General features: G+C 40.9%; 18 protein-coding genes. 13 read left to right on the plus strand and 5 right to left on the minus strand.

Annotated elements, in window-relative coordinates; genetic code table 11:
- Positions 1–56: 56 nt before the first annotated feature.
- Positions 57–896: a pyridoxamine kinase gene (locus CSV76_RS07850; protein WP_099625196.1), complete on the minus strand. Its 840-nt coding sequence runs from the start codon at positions 894–896 to the stop codon at positions 57–59.
- A 169-nt stretch (positions 897–1,065) separates the two neighbouring features.
- Between CSV76_RS07850 and bluB the strand changes: the two genes are divergently transcribed.
- Positions 1,066–1,728: a 5,6-dimethylbenzimidazole synthase gene (bluB, locus tag CSV76_RS07855; RefSeq protein ID WP_099625197.1), complete on the plus strand. Its 663-nt coding sequence runs from the start codon at positions 1,066–1,068 to the stop codon at positions 1,726–1,728.
- 238 nt (positions 1,729–1,966) lie between these two features.
- Here bluB and adhP read toward each other — a convergent pair whose 3' ends face one another.
- Positions 1,967–2,980, minus strand: coding sequence for an alcohol dehydrogenase AdhP (adhP, locus tag CSV76_RS07860; protein ID WP_099625318.1), 1,014 nt, complete (start codon positions 2,978–2,980; stop codon positions 1,967–1,969).
- A 477-nt stretch (positions 2,981–3,457) separates the two neighbouring features.
- Between adhP and CSV76_RS07865 the strand changes: the two genes are divergently transcribed.
- The 7 genes from CSV76_RS07865 to CSV76_RS07895 all read left to right on the plus strand — a co-directional run bounded on the left by CSV76_RS07865 (position 3,458) and on the right by CSV76_RS07895 (position 10,062).
- Complete coding sequence (locus CSV76_RS07865) at positions 3,458–4,042, plus strand: uracil-DNA glycosylase (protein WP_085426159.1); 585 nt, start codon at positions 3,458–3,460, stop codon at positions 4,040–4,042.
- A 589-nt stretch (positions 4,043–4,631) separates the two neighbouring features.
- Positions 4,632–5,456: a transporter substrate-binding domain-containing protein gene (locus CSV76_RS07870; protein WP_085426160.1), complete on the plus strand. Its 825-nt coding sequence runs from the start codon at positions 4,632–4,634 to the stop codon at positions 5,454–5,456.
- Positions 5,457–5,519: 63 nt separating this feature from the next.
- Complete coding sequence (locus CSV76_RS07875) at positions 5,520–6,161, plus strand: amino acid ABC transporter permease (protein WP_085428940.1); 642 nt, start codon at positions 5,520–5,522, stop codon at positions 6,159–6,161.
- A 14-nt stretch (positions 6,162–6,175) separates the two neighbouring features.
- The gene (locus tag CSV76_RS07880) at positions 6,176–6,901 is read left to right on the plus strand and encodes an amino acid ABC transporter ATP-binding protein (protein WP_085426161.1); all 726 of its coding nucleotides are present in this window, start codon (positions 6,176–6,178) and stop codon (positions 6,899–6,901) included.
- 462 nt (positions 6,902–7,363) lie between these two features.
- Positions 7,364–8,974, plus strand: a complete 1,611-nt coding sequence (locus CSV76_RS07885; protein WP_099625319.1) for a catalase — start codon at positions 7,364–7,366, stop codon at positions 8,972–8,974.
- Between the two features lie 267 nt (positions 8,975–9,241).
- Positions 9,242–9,532 carry a hypothetical protein gene (locus CSV76_RS07890; RefSeq protein ID WP_233204434.1) on the plus strand — a complete coding sequence of 97 codons (291 nt, stop codon included), beginning with the start codon at positions 9,242–9,244 and terminating at the stop codon, positions 9,530–9,532.
- Between the two features lie 80 nt (positions 9,533–9,612).
- Positions 9,613–10,062 (plus strand): SgcJ/EcaC family oxidoreductase, encoded by a 450-nt coding sequence (locus tag CSV76_RS07895; protein ID WP_099625198.1) that lies wholly within the window; start codon positions 9,613–9,615, stop codon positions 10,060–10,062.
- A 73-nt stretch (positions 10,063–10,135) separates the two neighbouring features.
- Here CSV76_RS07895 and CSV76_RS07900 read toward each other — a convergent pair whose 3' ends face one another.
- Positions 10,136–10,459, minus strand: a complete 324-nt coding sequence (locus CSV76_RS07900) for an ArsR/SmtB family transcription factor (protein WP_099625199.1) — start codon at positions 10,457–10,459, stop codon at positions 10,136–10,138.
- A gap of 2 nt (positions 10,460–10,461) precedes the next feature.
- Positions 10,462–10,887 carry an SRPBCC family protein gene (locus CSV76_RS07905; RefSeq protein WP_099625200.1) on the minus strand — a complete coding sequence of 142 codons (426 nt, stop codon included), beginning with the start codon at positions 10,885–10,887 and terminating at the stop codon, positions 10,462–10,464.
- Between the two features lie 443 nt (positions 10,888–11,330).
- Between CSV76_RS07905 and CSV76_RS07910 the strand changes: the two genes are divergently transcribed.
- Complete coding sequence (locus CSV76_RS07910) at positions 11,331–11,558, plus strand: helix-turn-helix domain-containing protein (protein WP_143560359.1); 228 nt, start codon at positions 11,331–11,333, stop codon at positions 11,556–11,558.
- A 363-nt stretch (positions 11,559–11,921) separates the two neighbouring features.
- Positions 11,922–12,152, plus strand: coding sequence for a hypothetical protein (locus tag CSV76_RS07915; protein WP_099625201.1), 231 nt, complete (start codon positions 11,922–11,924; stop codon positions 12,150–12,152).
- Positions 12,153–12,426: 274 nt separating this feature from the next.
- On the opposite strand, the gene CSV76_RS07920 is transcribed toward CSV76_RS07915, so the two are convergent.
- Positions 12,427–13,110: an MOSC domain-containing protein gene (locus CSV76_RS07920; RefSeq protein WP_099625202.1), complete on the minus strand. Its 684-nt coding sequence runs from the start codon at positions 13,108–13,110 to the stop codon at positions 12,427–12,429.
- A gap of 287 nt (positions 13,111–13,397) precedes the next feature.
- Between CSV76_RS07920 and CSV76_RS07925 the strand changes: the two genes are divergently transcribed.
- The 3 genes from CSV76_RS07925 to CSV76_RS07935 are packed head-to-tail and all read left to right on the plus strand — an operon-like array spanning position 13,398 to position 16,713.
- On the plus strand, positions 13,398–14,231 hold the full coding sequence (locus CSV76_RS07925; RefSeq protein WP_099625203.1) for a squalene/phytoene synthase family protein: 834 nt from the start codon (positions 13,398–13,400) through the stop codon (positions 14,229–14,231).
- 27 nt (positions 14,232–14,258) lie between these two features.
- A complete protein-coding gene (locus CSV76_RS07930; protein WP_099625204.1) occupies positions 14,259–16,019 on the plus strand; it encodes a sensor histidine kinase in 1,761 nt (586 codons plus the stop codon).
- Complete coding sequence (locus tag CSV76_RS07935) at positions 15,988–16,713, plus strand: LytR/AlgR family response regulator transcription factor (RefSeq protein WP_085426171.1); 726 nt, start codon at positions 15,988–15,990, stop codon at positions 16,711–16,713. Before CSV76_RS07930 ends, CSV76_RS07935 begins: the two co-directional genes overlap by 32 nt.
- Positions 16,714–16,724 lie beyond the last annotated feature (11 nt).

A 16,724-nucleotide genomic window follows, 5' to 3' on the forward strand; every position in this document is an offset into this window, starting at 1 on the left:
CCTCAATTCTTGAATTGGAATTGAGGTTTTTATATATCGTTTTCATGATCTACTTTTCATAACAACATCCGTAAATACGTCTCAAAATTCACTCCCGCCACCATTGGCGTATTTTGTAAAGCGGTATCTTCTATCGCAGCTACGAGGAATTCTTCTGCTAGTTGAATCGCTTGTTCCGTTTTCATACCACGCATACGTCCACCCATCAGCACAGAAGCAAATAAATCCCCAGTACCTGAATAACTTTTGCCGTTGTAAGGGACAGAACTGTAATACGTTTCATTTTCGCTTATATATAGATTCCCAACAGAATGATCTTTACTTGGTGGATGGACACCTGTAATAATAATCTCGGCACCCGTAGCGTTTTGCAACTGCTTACCTGCTTCCTCTACAATATTCAAGTAATCCTCTTCACTAGTGCAACTATGTAGCGTGTCGTAATCATACCCTGTCAACAAACAGCATTCCGTAATGTTCGGTGTAATAATATCTGCTTGTGCCACAAGAACTTTCATCTGTTTGAGAAGTTCGGCGTCAAAGTTATCGTACGCTTTGCCTTTATCCCCAAGCACAGGATCCACGAGTAAAAGTGTTTCGCTCGTATGGAAATGTTCAAGGAAATCTAAAATATGGTGAATCTCTTCTTTACCTGTAATATAGCCCGTTTGAATACCGTCAAAAGAAACGTCAAGCTTTTTCCACTCATTTGTAAAAGCGGGGATTATACGCGTTAAGTCTTCACAGAAATAACTCGGATATTCCGTTTGTGACGATAGAACCGCAGTAGGTAACGGACAAGCTTGAACGCCCATCACCGAAAGCACTGGGATGGCGGCAGTCAGTGAACATTTTCCGAATGATGACAGGTCTTGAATAACAGCAACTTTTTTCATGGAAATCCTCCGTAACTAGCTTTGTATTATACGTATCATAGCATAAAAATCCTGTAGTATACTGGCAGATCTACGGTGGTAGAAAAGTGAATCTAGTCATCCTTTTTGACGCGTGGTACTATCTGCTACAATCAACATATACTATTACACACACTAGGAGGAGAAATACATGTTTTCACAACCCGAAATAGAAGCAGTCTACAAAGCGATTTACACGAGAAGAGATGTCCGAACTTTTTTACCTGACGCCATACCGGAAGACATCGTACATAGAATATTAACCGCTGCCCATCATGCACCGTCTGTTGGTTTCATGCAACCATGGAATTTCATCATCGTGTCGTCTGATGAAGTGAAAGAAAAGTTGGCATGGGCCGCAGATAAAGAACGACAAGCGCTTGCGATCCATTATGAAGAGGAAAAACAAACGAAGTTTTTAGGGCTGAAAGTACAAGGATTGAAAGAAGCACCAATCACTATTTGCGTGACATGTGATCCTACACGTGGCGGATCGCATGTACTAGGGCGTAATTCTATTCCTGAGACGGATGCGCTGTCTACGGCGTGTGCGATCCAAAATATGTGGTTAGCCGCTACTGCCGAAGGATTAGCATTAGGTTGGGTAAGTTTTTATAAGAAAAATGACGTGCGCGATATTTTAAACATTCCTCCTCATATTGATCCCATCGCATTACTGTCGATCGGTTATACGGAAAACTATCCTGTGAAGCCTATATTGGAGTCTGCAAATTGGGAAAAGAGAAGGGAACTAGAGGCATTGATTTTCGAAGATGGTTGGGGTAACAAAAAAGATTCTTCTAATGGCAACTGAAGCAGTTGTACAGTCGTTACACAACGCCGAACGCAAAAACCGCCTATCTCATTAGATGAACATCCTATAGATGTATTTCCAGGGAAATTCTAACCCATACGTATACGCTGGATGTAATAAAATCAAAATAATAAAAGCGTATCAACTAGGCTGTTCATTCACCTAGAAGATACGCTTTTTATATGAAACTATATTTTCGAAAGGAATCTACTTTACTTCATAGCAACTACACGCAAGATCAATCAAACGTCAACACAATGCGTCCGTTAATTTGGCCTTTTTCCATTTTATCCAACACGGTATTCACTTCGGAAAGAGGAGCGGTTTCGATTTGCGCTTTTACTTTTCCGCGAGCAGCGAAATCTAGCGCTTCCTTCATATCGAGACGTGTCCCAACGATCGATCCTTTTACTGTGATCGCGTTCAAAACGGTGTTGAAAATAGGAATTGGTAGTTCGTCATGTGGAAGTCCAACCGCGACGAGCGTGCCTCCGCGCTTAATAGAACGGTATGCTTGCTCAAACGGTACCTTTGAAACAGCTACGCTAATAGCCGCTTGTACGCCACCGATTTGCTGCTGAATCGCTTCCGCTGGATCTTCATTTTTACCGTTCACTGTCATGTCAGCGCCTAGTTTCTTCGCAAGCTCCAACTTTTCATCTGCGATATCAACCGCGACTACATTGAAGCCCATAGCTTTTGCATATTGCAATGCAACATGACCTAGACCACCGATACCGTAAATAGCAACCCAGTCTCCAGGCTTCGCTCCTGATACTTTCAACGCTTTATACGTCGTCACGCCAGCACAAAGAATCGGTGCTGCTTCAACAGAACTTAAATTTTCAGGAATTTTCGCTACATAATCAGCAGCTGCAAGGCAATATTCTGCATACCCACCATCTACTGAATAGCCACCGTTTTCTTGGTCGTGACAAAGGGTCTCTTTACCTGCTAAACAATATTCACATTCACCGCATGCGGAGTAAAGCCAAGGAATCCCGACGCGATCTCCAACTTTTACGGATGTCACGTTAGGTCCGATCGCTTCTACAATACCGACACCTTCATGGCCAGGAATCAACGGAAGTTTTGGTTTGACAGGCCAATCCCCATTAATCGCATGTAAATCCGTGTGACAGACACCACAAGCCTCTAATTTAACGAGCGCTTGTCCTACACCTGGTGTTGGTTTTAGTGTCTCCTCGATTTGTAGCTCTGTTTGGAATTCCTTAACGATTGCTGCTTTCATGGACGTTTGTAGTGCGATTCCTTGTGCATTTTTGCCTTCGATAGCTGATTTCATGAATGATTCCTCCCTTTTCTTGTGTAAAATTTTACATAGTGCCAGAGCATGCCAGTGATGAAAGCGCGCTACTATAGGGGGTTGTATGAAAATTCATCATGATGTACGTCAAATGAGATAGTAAAAATGGTTTGACGCGAGACACCCTTACAATCAGGACGTTTTTCAGCTTGGCTAAAACAGTGTAAACAATCTTTCTCGATAAGACTCTTTGAGTATAGCAAGCTAGCGAATGAATGTAAACTATTATCCAATTTATACATAAAACGACAAAACATTAGTTGATTCTGTTTTGTTATGCGACTTTACATGAAAAAGCTCAACTTATAATTATTTATGCCGTGCTCATGCATGTGCATGCCAATGAATGTAAGTATGTTTACTTGTACGAAGGGAATACTGAAAATCTAGGAGGTTGATAAGATGAATGCTAGTTGTTCAGAAAGTTGGCGGGAAGATCCGACACCAATAAGTCAGCAAGATTGCCAAGAGTGTGGGCTATATAACCAAGGGTCTCGTATGATTTGGGGAGAAGGAAATCCGAAAGCACCGATTATGATCATACTGGATAATCCGGGCGCACGAGAAGACCGTGAAGGCAATCCGATAGTTTGCGGAACGCGCCAAACGTTGAGACGGACCCTATCGACAGTTGGTTTGGAGGAAGAGTGGGTTTACGTGACATATGTTCTGAAGAGACGGCCCCTTCGTAAATATGACAAAGAGAAAGTGCGATCAGTTTGTATTCATCATCTAGAAACTCAATTGCAACAGCAACAACCTTCCCTTGTCGTCTGTTTAGGGAATGTAGCAGTTCAATCCTTTTTTCGAAATACCGAAGTGGACGTCAAAGGATTGCGTGGGGAGTGGCATGAAGTCAGGGGATTTAAAACTTCAGTCGCATATCACCCACTTGCGGTAAGGCGTCGTCCGAATCTATCGACTATGTTTGAGGAAGACTTATCGTTTGTGGCGAAGGCGTTCCGTGAGTTAAACAGAATATATTAATTTGGAGCTACTCCATCCATGTAGAAATAGAGAGGGTATATATAGGCTGGTATGGAATCGGAAGGATGTCTGACTCTATACCAGCTCATTTGGATTATTATTTTAATAGTAAATATAAGGTATTATTGTTTATGATAATTCTTCATATTATTCTTCATAAATACAAGAACTTCCGCATGGAATGAACACTTAACTTCATTATAAAACTAGAAAAGATTATATAAAAATAAAATTAATCGTTCACTTTCCTGACGTTTTATGTTTTAATAGATGATAACTTATATAGAAGAAAGCGAGGGGAAGGTAGTAGGGGACAATAGTTTTCGATCCTACTAGGAGTCTGTTTTAAGTTCAGTATGTAGCGAAAAACTATGGAGGCTATAATAAAAGAAGTATTGCATTACTGTATGCTATACTATTTGTAAGCGCTTTCAAAATAAATGAATAGATCACTGATTTAATAGGGTCTGTTTATTAATAAAATATTAACTTTTATTAGAATTATTGGTTTTCTTACGGAGAAATAGGGTACTATTAAAAGGCATGAAAAATTGGCTAGTTAGCTAACTTAAAAGGGGAGATGGAGAGAATGAAGAAATTTACCATGATGATGTTATTACTAGCTGTATCTGTACTAGTACTTGCGGCGTGTGGAAGTGATGAAGAGAAGTCAACTGAGAGCACGGATGATACCGCTTACAAATTAGTGAACGAAGGTAAATTCACATTTGCTGCGAGCGGTGTGTATAAACCGTTTAGTTATGAAGAAGACGGAGAACTTACAGGTTTTGATATAGAAATTGGAAACGCACTTGCTGAGAAAATGGGACTTGAAGCAAATCCCGTAACGAATCCTTTTGAAACTATTTTACAAGGTTTAGTTGGCAATAAGTTTGATGCAATTATCGGTTCAATGGCGTATACAAAAGAACGCGCGGAGCAAGCAGACTTCACGGAGCCTTACTATTATTCAGGTGGAATGATTTTCGTAGCAAAAGATAATGACGAAATTACATCTCCAGAAGACTTAAAAGGAAAAAAGATTGGTGTCATTGCACAGTCGACATATGAAGAGAGTGCCAAAGAACTATCGGATGATTTACAGTATTACACAAGTGATGTAGTCGCTTTAAAAGACTTAACGGTTAAAGGTCGCATAGATGCCGTTATTACTGCAGATATTGTTGGTTTTGAAGCAATCGAAAATGGATTCGAAATCAAAGAAGTCGACAAGCCGATGTGGGTAGAACAACCTTCTATTGCTGTAAATAAAGAAAATCCAGAACTAACAAAAGCGCTTGATGAAGCATTAAAAGAAATGATTGAAGACGGAACATATGAGGAAATTTCCGATAAATGGTTCGGACGAAATCTTCTGGATATCGATCTAGAAGGTGTCGAGCTATTGGAATAAATACAATCCTTGTCTATTTTCTAGAGAGTTGGTGAGCCGGTGCCTGAGTTTTTACTTACATTTATGGATGTATTCAAAAGTACGTATAAAGGATTTTTAGAAGCAGGTCTATTAACGATTGAGATCACAGCGATTGCGATTGTCATTGGAACCGTCTTAGGTATCTTTTTCGCACTGATGAAGATCTCGAATTCAAAAATACTACAAACGATCGCAAATATTTACATTACACTAATTCGTGGAACGCCACTTATTGTACAGATTATGTTTTTATACTTCGGTATTACTTCAGTTATCGTATTAGATAACTTTTGGGCAGGAGCCATTGCTTTAGGCGTCCACAACGGTGCGTATATTGCAGAGATTTTCCGTGGATCTATTCAAGGAATTGATAAAGGTCAGCGGGAGGCAAGTCTAGCACTCGGTATGAACAGTTCATTGACGATGAGACGAATTGTCTTTCCACAAGCTTTACGACGTGCGATTCCACCGCTTGGAAACCAATTCATCATTACATTAAAAGATTCGTCTTTAGTGTATGTCATCGGAGTATCTGAAATGTTTGGTGTAGCGAACCGAGTAGCTGCTTCGAACTTCAAGCAATTCGAAACGTTTCTCGTTGTAGGTCTTTATTATCTCATTCTCGTTCTTATTTTCAGCGCTCTATTAAAATGGTATGAGAACAAATTGGATGTAGATAAATAATGGAGGCGAATACGATGATTAAAGCAGAAAATATCCATAAGTCATTCGGAGATTTAAACGTGTTAAAAGGTATTGATATGGAAGTACATCGCGGTGAAGTAGTCGTTCTTATTGGCGTCAGTGGATCAGGAAAGAGTACATTCTTACGGTGCTTAAACTTCTTAGAACTGACGAATGAAGGCGTAATTACAATTGATGGAAAGAGTATCAATCAGAAAAAAGATAATTTAGCGAAGGTGCGTGCGGAGGTGGGTATGGTGTTTCAACACTTTAACTTATTCCCTCACAAAACCGTATTAGAAAATGTAATGGAAGCGCCTTTGATGGTGAAAAGAATAGACAAAGCAAAAGTGAAGAAAATGGCACTCGAAATCTTGAAAAAGGTAGGTTTATCCGATAAAGCAGACGTTTATCCGAATAAATTATCGGGTGGACAAAAGCAGCGAGTGGCGATCGCCCGGGCGCTTGCCATGGAACCGAAAGTGCTATTATTCGATGAACCAACGTCTGCACTCGATCCTGAACTCGTCGGAGAAGTATTGCAAGTCATGCAGACGTTGGCAGAAGAAGGGATGACGATGATCGTCGTGACGCATGAAATGAAATTTGCTAAAAATGTAGCAGATCGAGTCATTATGCTAGACTCCGGAGTCATCATTGAAGATGCGGATCCAGATACGTTCTTTAACCACTCCAAAAATGAACGTACGCTGCAATTTTTAGAAATGGTGGATGTGTAAAAACGGGATTAAAACAACTATTCCGAAGTTACACGAGTTACTGAAGCTCCTTAACAACAGGAAACATTTAAATAATGAATAAAATTCTAGAATCCTCAAATCTTGAAACAAGGTTTGAGGATTTTTCGCGCTGTCTTTTTACTGTATAATTGAAACGCAGAAAAAAGAAATTAAGGAAATGAAAGAGCTGATCGAGGATTTGAAGAATAAAGATAAGAAATAGTAAGGCGAAATGAAATGAAGAATTCAATAAGGGATACTAGATTCCCAATCAAAGTCCATAGTTATGAGGTTTTCTATGAAGCACAATATTCAGCTAACCTAGCGTAGCGATATAACCGATCCTCCAAGCATTAGTGTTTATAATTCCACGATCTGGTCATACTGTCAGTAGAAATGGAAAGCACTTTGTCGAGGAGGAATACAGTGGAAAAGAAACAGCATAAACCAAATGACCGTCAAATGGAAGAGCGAGAAATACTTACGACGCGCCAAGGGCATCCTGTACAGGATAATCAAAACATCAGGACAATTGGTGACCGTGGCCCCGCTACGCTAGAAAACTATCATTACATTGAAAAAATCTCTCATTTTGATCGTGAAGAAATACCAGAACGAGTAGTCCATGCAAGAGGTTCAGGTGCTTTTGGTTATTTTGAAACGTATGGGAAAGCTGGAAATGAGCCAGTTGAAAAGTATACCCGTGCCAAAGTGTTTTCGGGTGCTGGGAAGAGAACGCCTTTAGTCGCTCGTTTCTCTACTGTAGCAGGCGCTAAAGATTCGCCCGAAACTGCACGAGATCCACGAGGGTTTGCGGTGAAAATGTATACAGAAGATGGCAACTGGGACCTTGTAGGAAATAATTTGAAAATCTTTTTCATTCGAGATGCAATGAAGTTTCCTGATATGATTCACGCATTCAAAGCCGACCCCGCTTCTAATATATCGCATCCGCAGCGCATGTTTGATTTTGTCTCTCGATCGCCAGAAGCTATCCATATGATCACATTTTTGTTTTCTCCATGGGGTATTCCCGCCACGTACCGTCATATGCAAGGTTCGGGTGTGAATACATACAAGTGGGTCAATGACAAAGGTGAGGCGGTTTTAGTGAAGTATCATTGGGAGCCGAAGCAAGGCATTCGAAATTTAACACAGGAAGATGCCGATGCTATACAGGCGAAAAACGTTGCACATGCGACGCAAGATTTATCTGAAGCGATCGAACGGAAAGAGTACCCTGAATGGGAACTTTTTGTGCAAATTATGGAAGATGGCTACCACCCAGAACTGGATTTTGATCCGCTTGATAATACAAAACTTTGGCCAGAAGAACAGTTTCCTTGGTTGCCTGTAGGGAAGATGGTATTAGACCGCAACCCTGATGATTTTCATATGGACATCGAGCAAGCCGCCTTCGGAACCGGAGTCCTTGTTGATGGAATGGATTTTTCCGACGATAAAATGCTTCAAGGCCGTACATTCTCGTATTCCGATACACAGCGTCATCGTATCGGCACGAATTATCTCCAGCTGCCTGTTAATGCACCCAAAAAAGAAGTTCGGACAAACCAGCAACGTGGTCAAATGGATCATCGAGACCCAAGCGAGTCGGGAGACAATCCGCATATTAATTATGAACCATCCATGCTCGGTGGATTTAAAGAAGCAACAGGAGAAAGTCGTCCTCCGCATCGACCTACGTATAATGCAGCAGCGATGAGCGCACCGATTGACCGACCGAATAATTATGGACAAGCAGGCGAAACGTTCCGACAGTTTGAAGAGTGGGAACGAGAGGAATTAATTACTAACCTCTCCGATGCACTCGCAGCGTGTGATGTGCGTATTCAAGAAGCGATGATCGATCACTTCACACAAGCTGATTTTGAATACGGACGTCTTGTACAAGCAGGTATTGAACGGAAAATGAAAGAGTTCGAAGGGATGGCGGCAGAACGTAAAGTCCCTGGTCGTGATGCGGGTCAATCGAGATTTGGACAAGGCACGCCCGATTCCAAAATGGCTGTGAAAGATGCAGTAGACAAAGGTCATGAAGCAGATCCTTATTGATGAAAAGGAATAGCTCTTTCTATCCAAGTTAAAATGTATGGTGAATAGCATCTGTATAGGTAACAAATGTGATTGTGCAAGCACTTACATTTGCGTCTTATATAGATGTTTTTTCATTTTCAAATCCTGATTTTTGTATTGACAGTTTTATGCTGTATTCAACAAATTAAATAACAGAGTAGTTAGATAGTTTACCAGAAAAATGATATACTTTATTTTAAGAAGTGTCTAGAGGAGATTGCGCTGAATGATCAACCTGTGCAAAAGATGAAAGAGCTAGTAGATCAGAATATTAGTTATCATAATAAAAACATCACTGACATCCCACTAAAAAGATTGGGAGGTGAAGTTGTGAATAAGTTCTTTTGGATTCCATTACTAGTTTCATTTGGAACGATGGTAGTACTATATGTAATAGGTTTTACAGCGAATATAGATGTTCTACTATTTAATTTCTCACTTTCGCATACTGAAATTTCACTACTACCGATCGGTGTTGGCATGGTAATGGGGTTTATTAGTGAAACTATTATCAAATCGAAATCACATGCCAACTAGTAAAGCATGTAGTGGCTAACCGTTGTACAGGAGACGAAGTAAGGGAAATACTATAATTCGTAATAAAAGGGGATCAGTGCATGAATATTTCTAACGTAGATGAAATCACTAGTCTGTATCGAAGATTAATAGACGCATGGAACAACGGTGATGCAAAAGGAATGGCTGAACTATTTACAGAACAAGGAATTCAAATTGGTTTTGATGGTAGTAAAATGGTTGGCCGAAAGGAAATTTTATCGCACCTTACATCAATCTTTGAAAAACATCCCACAGCACCTTTTGTAACGAAAGAGAAAGACGTTCGTGTAATCGGAACGGATACCGCAATCGTACAAGCTATTGCAGGGATGATTCCACCAGGTAAAACAGATATTGAGCCCGCAGTAAATGCCCTTCAAACTCTAGTTACCGTTAACAAAGACGGCAATTGGAAAGTTGAGCTCTTCCAAAATACACCTGCACAATTTCATGGAAGACCAGAATTAGTTGAGCAAATGACAGATGAGTTAAGACAAGTAATGAAATAATGACAAAGTCGTAACCGAATCATGTAAAAGGAACCGAGAGATTTGTATTTCCTACTCTCGGTTTCACTGATGACTAATCATTATGTTTCTCTACATATTCTTTGAGTGCGAGTAGGTTTTTATCCCAATATTGTTCAAAGAAACGAAGCCAGTCCTTTAGTTCAATCAATGGTTCAGAATTAAGCATATAACGTGTTTCACGTCCAACCTTTTGACGGTGGACGAGGCCCGCATCAAATAGAATGTGAAGATGCTTATTTACTGCTGTGCGGCTTATAGGATAGAATTCCACAATATCGGTTATGGATAATTCTTTTTCAGCAAGCAGTTTTAACAGACTACGACGAGTGGGATCGGAAATTGATTGAAAAATGTCTTGCGTAGATGGTTTCTCCACATTTAAGCCTTTACTAGATCAGGAAGTCTCTCTTTTACAATACGTTCCCAACCGCTTTCCATAAATCCACGAACGACTGTATGAGGTTGTTCAAATTCGGTTACTTTATTGGCATCCCAGCCAGAGTGTATTAATGTAAGCTCCGTTTGCTCTTCATTCAATTTTTTTAATTCAATTAAAACATGCCAATCTTTACCCCAATCAAAGCCCAAACGAGTAGGGGGTTGAAGTTCTGTTACTGTACAAATAGAGTCACCGAATTGCCCTGTATGAAGTACAAATTCATGTCCTATAATGGGTTTAAGTGAATTTGGCATCCACCACGCTGCAATCCCTTCTGATGTAGAAACAGCTTCCCATACTTTTTCAAGTGGCGCATTAAGCACAATGGTTTTACAGATATCTTCTAATTTCTCCTGTGAATTCATCATTCAAACCTCCGATTCATTTAACACTTTAAGGTGTCATGTTTTATTGTACTACCTAATAGTGTTAGGTAAACAATTTTTATCTAATTAACATAAGTTTTGTTTGGAAATAAATAATAAGTCAACAATTTTAAAATGAAATGAGCTGTTATTTTACTTTTTTTACTTACTAGACACAAATATGTACTAGGAAAAGTAGAAAATTAGGGATATGGAGCATAGTAATCTTCATAGAAAAGAAGTATATTCATTATATAGGTTAATATAATCAGATTTCATATTCTAGTATAGTTGTTTTACAGTAATTTAATTACATTATTTAACAATTAAATATTTGGGCGTTTTGAAAAATATTAAAATTAGTCTTTTTACCTAATTTTTTATATTGTATAACCAGTATTTGTACTTTACTTATATATAAAATAGATAAGGCGGGGATAAATTTGAACGAATTCGGAAATTACCTACAGGAATTGCGTACACAAGGACAGATGTCTTTACGTTATTTAGCAGAACGCGCTAACCTGAGTTATTCATTCATTGATTCTCTAGAGAAGGGAAGATATAAACCCACACGTGAAGCGGTTTATACATTATCAGAAGAACTAAAAACCGATGCAAGTATGTTATTGAAATTAGCGGGGTATGCACCCAGTGAAAAAGTTGATTAAGAATTACCTTCCTTCTAAGATAAAAAATCTCCGAGCGATGTAAACGCGAGGCATGATGGAACGAACTCTCTTAGGATCGATTAAAATAATCTATGATAAAAAACGGTTTTCAAAAACTCTTTTATACATGTAACATAGTTTATAAAAATAATCGATAGACTCATTTATGTAAATATTAACAATTGTCAATAGTGTTTTATCTAAAATTATCGTATACTTACTATTAAGTAGTTTTTCTATTCGGAATAATCTGTTGCTGGCCATGCATAAATGGTGAGTAATTGTATATTTGCTGAAAAATTAGTAGCAGATTCTTCTCCAGTCCACAAAGCCTCTTAGCTAACTACAAAGGAGATGGGCGATATGCCAGCTTATATGGTGAATGAGTATTATGTATTTACTTCATTTGAAGATATGTCTTCTCTAATTCATGACATTATCCATTATTCTCTTCTGCCTGAACAACAGCATCACCATTCATTTTCTGTGCTAACAGGTCGCTTAGATAAACAGGCACTTCAATTCAAATCAGATCAAGGATATTCTATACCTGTCCGCTATGAAAGTGAAGACGATATTTACTATTCACTTTGACTAATTTGTTAGTAGAATTGAATAGTATGATTCGGAATCTACTTATTTCATAGACTTTCAAACCGATCAAAGTTGGTGAATTTACTGACTCGTGACGTCAATGTTTCTACTAGAGAAGATGCATCTAAATAAAAGGCATTCCTTCGCTTAGAGCCGAGTGAAGGAATGCCTTTTATTAGTTTTTAGAATACTTCGAACGAACATCATTGGCACCATAAAAAGAGCATTGGTTCTTCGCAAAAACAACGCCATAAAATCATAACATCCACAGACTCTATTCTTTCCCAGAAATCCGCTCACTACTATCAACTTCCTGACCCGCCATACGCTTTTCAAACGTCTTGCGCCAGCTCGGAGATAATTCTTCAATTTCTAGCAACCGGCGAACACCTACTAAGTCCTGTTTATCATGATGCATCAGACGATTCGCTTCTGCCACCGTAATAGCCTGCGCCTGGCATGTTAACTGAACTAATTTATCTTCGGGAGAAACCATTCCTTCTTGCAGCACCCGGAAATAAAATCCCGTATAGCCTGTATCCTGCACAAGTAGCGGCATGTCTTTTCGTTCATACACAAGCCCTAACTTAAAACACGGCTGGCGCGGCTGACTCACTTGCACAATTGCTTCACCAAGCTGAAACGAGTCCCCGATACAAACGTCTTGCTCCGTGATACCCGAAATCGTCAAATTCTCGCCGAACGCACCATACGAAAGCGGCCGATCCAGCGCGCGTTCCCAGTAGCTATAATGCGCAAACGGATACACACAAACCGCTTTATGCACACCCCCATGATGAACAAGATCCCCTTGGCCATCTCCTATAAAATTAACAGAAGATAAAAACACTGCCTCATGTACTGGCTCCTTGAAAAAGCCAGTCAAAACACTCTTTTTCCGAAAGTCCGTTTCTTTTGGTTTCCCTACATTCAATGAAAGAACCTTAATTGTTTCCATAGAATCTACCTCCTATGTATCTATTTAGTGTAAGTGTATCATCATCCAATATTTTTAGTAAACGTCTCTCTAGCTGAATATATAGCTTTATTAAGTTGAAAAGTGAATCGCAGCGAAACGGTGCTAACCCAATCTCCATTCATTAATCACCGTCGTATCCGTCCCATAACAATCCAACATTTCCTCCTCATCTACCTTCCAAGTCGCACCCCCAACCCAATCAATGCTATAATAAATCCATTCTATATATTCACTACCTGTGCAAAGATTGATGGAGGGAACCTTACATGAAAACCGAAGCTAAACTACAAAAAGAAGCTATGAAAGTCCTTAAAGAGACAAGCCGTACATTCTACATACCGATCAAACTTCTTGAACCGAACGTTCGTGAAGCGGTAGCGTCTGCGTACTTGTGCATGCGCGCAATCGACGAAATCGAAGATCATGAACAGCTCGACGTGACGATCGTGATCGACTTGCTGAACAAAGTAAGCGACATACTCGACCGCACGATCGCGACAGGAGAATCAATGGCCGCTGCACTTGAAACGTTATTCGCACCATACCGCGAGCAATTGCCGGAAGTGACATTGCGCTTAGCTGATTGGGTAGAGTTCTGCCCAGCGACAGCACGCAATAAAGTTCTGGAATCGACTGCGATCATGGGTCGAGGCATGGCAGAATGGGCTGGAAAAGACTGGGTCATTCATACACGTGAAGACCTCGATGATTATACGTACTACGTGGCGGGGCTCGTTGGCGTAATGCTAGCCGATATTTGGCGCTGGTATGACGGCACGGAGACGGATCGCGACTTGGCAATTGGCTTTGGCCGTGGATTGCAGTCGGTCAATATTCTGCGTAACTACAAAGAAGACGCAGTACGTGACGTCAATTTCTTCCCAAATGACTGGAAGTTGCCGGAGATGTTTGCGTACGCTGAAGAAAATTTGGCGCTAGCGGATGCGTATATTGAAGACATTCATACAAAGACGATTTTAAACTTCTGTAATATTCCTTTGGCTCTGGCGCATAGTACGCTGGATGCACTGAAAGAAGGACGCGAGAAGATGACGCGCCTGGAAGTAGTTTCGGTCGTCAATAAAGCGATACAAAAGTAAGCGTATAGTAGGGAAAGGGGGAAAGCGATGCTAGATTTACTGATCATCATGATCGAACGAGTCGGAATGATTGTGGCAGTCGCTTTCCTTTTGACTCGTTTCCGATTTTTCCAGAATATGATTCACCAAGATGGTTTGGATCGTCGGCAAGAGCTGACGGCCATTCTATTTTTTGGGTTATTTGGGATTTTTGGTACTTATTTTGGCATGGCGCTTGATATGCAAACGCTTCATTTCGAGAATATGTCATGGCAATTGCATTCTGATGAAGCAATTGCGAACTCCCGTGTCATCGGCGTCGTCGTGGCGGGATTGCTTGGCGGTTATCGACTTGGTATCGGTGCCGGTTTAATTGCCGGGATTCACCGTATGTCACTAGGCGGCTTTACTGCAATTTCATGTGGTGTGGCGACGATTATTTCCGGGATAGTCGCAGGATACTTCTATAAAAAGAACAAGCACATCAGTCCACTCATGGCATTCGGAATCGGTGCAGCAGCGGAAGCGTTGCAAATGTTACTCATTCTCGTGATTGCTCAACCGCTCGAGAAAGCGCTCACATTAGTGCAGGCGATCGGTTTACCAATGATTCTCGCAAATGGTCTTGGGACGGCGCTGTTCATGCTCATTGCGTACAGCGTGATAAGTGATCAAGAGAAAGTGACTGCATTGCAAGCGCAGAAAACATTGCGTATTGCAGATCAGACGCTTGGCTATTTACGGACAGGCATGCGAAAAGACACAGCTACGGCCGTCTGCGGCATTCTGATGGATGAGCTCAAGCCCGGTGCTGTCGCGATGACGAATAAAACAGAGATTCTCGCATTCATTGGAACAAAAGGAAGTATTGCGCACGGACCGATTCAGACAGACATTACACGGCAAGTAATCCAAGAAGGCAAGCTCATCGTGACCGATTCTATCCTGAATGAATCCCCCGACGTACCCACGTTTGGTGCGGTTGTCATTGCGCCGCTTAAAACACGTGGTGAGACGGTTGGGACATTGAAATTATTCTATCCTTCGCGTAAAGCAATTACGGATGTGACGATCGAATTAATCGCAGGACTCGCTGAATTACTCAGCAATCAACTCGAAATCGCTGAAGCGGATCACGCCTATCAACTTGCGAAAGAAGCGGAAATCCAAGCACTGCAAGCACAGATCAGTCCGCATTTCTTATTTAATTCGTTAAATATTATCATTTCATTGATCCGGACAAATCCCGATGAGGCGCGTAAATTACTATCGTCATTGTCATTCTTCTTGCGTCAGAATCTTGAAGGTACGACTGCGAAGATGGTGACGTTACAACAGGAATTAGCGCATGTTGAAGCGTATTTGATGATTGAAGAAGCGCGTTTCATTGATAAATTGAAGATTTGTATCGATACCGATCCGCACGTTATGCAGGTGAAGATTCCGCCACTGACGTTGCAACCGATTGTGGAAAACGCGATGACGCATGGTATTAAAGATCTTGATGAACATGCGATTGTCCATATTTCTATTCATGAAATCGATGACGCGATTCATATTATAGTAGAAGACAATGGAAAAGGAATCGACAGTGAGCGACTGTCACGGCTTGGCGAGGAGAAGGTCATGTCTGAAAAAGGGACAGGTCTCGGTCTGTATAATGTCAATCGGCGCCTCATTATGTCGTTTGATGAGCGTTCAGCGCTGGCTATACAGAGTACGCCGAATGAAGGAACGAAGATTTCCTTCCAGATTCCGAAGGTGGAGGTGGAGGATCATGACGGAAATCCGAGCATTGGTCGTAGATGATGAACGGTACGCGCGTGAAGAGTTGATTTATTTATTGGGACAATTTCAGTCGGTTCACATTGTCGGGGAAGCGGATTCGGGTGAGGCGGCGATCGTCAAGGTGATGCAACTGCAACCAGACATAGTATTTCTCGACATTGAAATGCCGAAAGTCGATGGCATGGAAGTAGCAAAGACGCTTGGCGCACTGAAAAAAGTACCGTTGATCGTCTTCGCTACTGCTTATCCGCAGTTCGCAGCGGAAGCGTTTCGAATTCATGCGACGGACTATTTATTAAAACCGTATGATGAAGATCAGTTGCGCCAGACGATTGAACGTGTGGAAGAATTGCTTCACCCGCCGATTGCTACGCTACCAAAACGAATTGATCGGCTGCCTGTTGAAACGGAAGGCGAGATCCACTATATTCCGGTGCAAGATATTCTGTATGTGCATCGTGATGATAAATGGACGAAAATTGTTACGGTGGCGAAAGATTACGAGACGCGCATGACATTAAAGGATTTGGAGCAACGGTTGATTCCTGCGTCGTTCTTTCGTATACATAAAAGTATTATTGTCAACTTGGCGCACGTCAGCAGTTTGACGCCTTGGTTCAACGGAGCGTATCAGCTGGAGATCGATCAGCGAGCAGAAAAGCTGTCTGTCAGTCGCAATTATGTCAAAGAATTACGTCAACGTCTAGAAGGATAATCATCTCGTAA

It is taken from the genome of Sporosarcina sp. P17b (assembly GCF_002743115.1).
Taxonomy (GTDB): Bacteria; Bacillota; Bacilli; order Bacillales_A; family Planococcaceae; genus Sporosarcina; species Sporosarcina ureae_C.

Coding starts and splice junctions, on each gene's coding strand:
- CSV76_RS07850 (WP_099625196.1), bottom strand. CDS start 896: ATGAAAAAAGTTGCTGTTATTCAAGACCTGTCATCATTCGGAAAATGT.
- bluB (WP_099625197.1), top strand. CDS start 1,066: ATGTTTTCACAACCCGAAATAGAAGCAGTCTACAAAGCGATTTACACG.
- adhP (WP_099625318.1), bottom strand. CDS start 2,980: ATGAAAGCAGCAATCGTTAAGGAATTCCAAACAGAGCTACAAATCGAG.
- CSV76_RS07865 (WP_085426159.1), top strand. CDS start 3,458: ATGAATGCTAGTTGTTCAGAAAGTTGGCGGGAAGATCCGACACCAATA.
- CSV76_RS07870 (WP_085426160.1), top strand. CDS start 4,632: ATGAAGAAATTTACCATGATGATGTTATTACTAGCTGTATCTGTACTA.
- CSV76_RS07875 (WP_085428940.1), top strand. CDS start 5,520: ATGGATGTATTCAAAAGTACGTATAAAGGATTTTTAGAAGCAGGTCTA.
- CSV76_RS07880 (WP_085426161.1), top strand. CDS start 6,176: ATGATTAAAGCAGAAAATATCCATAAGTCATTCGGAGATTTAAACGTG.
- CSV76_RS07885 (WP_099625319.1), top strand. CDS start 7,364: ATGGAAGAGCGAGAAATACTTACGACGCGCCAAGGGCATCCTGTACAG.
- CSV76_RS07890 (WP_233204434.1), top strand. CDS start 9,242: ATGAAAGAGCTAGTAGATCAGAATATTAGTTATCATAATAAAAACATC.
- CSV76_RS07895 (WP_099625198.1), top strand. CDS start 9,613: ATGAATATTTCTAACGTAGATGAAATCACTAGTCTGTATCGAAGATTA.
- CSV76_RS07905 (WP_099625200.1), bottom strand. CDS start 10,887: ATGAATTCACAGGAGAAATTAGAAGATATCTGTAAAACCATTGTGCTT.
- CSV76_RS07915 (WP_099625201.1), top strand. CDS start 11,922: ATGCCAGCTTATATGGTGAATGAGTATTATGTATTTACTTCATTTGAA.
- CSV76_RS07920 (WP_099625202.1), bottom strand. CDS start 13,110: ATGGAAACAATTAAGGTTCTTTCATTGAATGTAGGGAAACCAAAAGAA.
- CSV76_RS07925 (WP_099625203.1), top strand. CDS start 13,398: ATGAAAACCGAAGCTAAACTACAAAAAGAAGCTATGAAAGTCCTTAAA.
- CSV76_RS07930 (WP_099625204.1), top strand. CDS start 14,259: ATGCTAGATTTACTGATCATCATGATCGAACGAGTCGGAATGATTGTG.
- CSV76_RS07935 (WP_085426171.1), top strand. CDS start 15,988: ATGACGGAAATCCGAGCATTGGTCGTAGATGATGAACGGTACGCGCGT.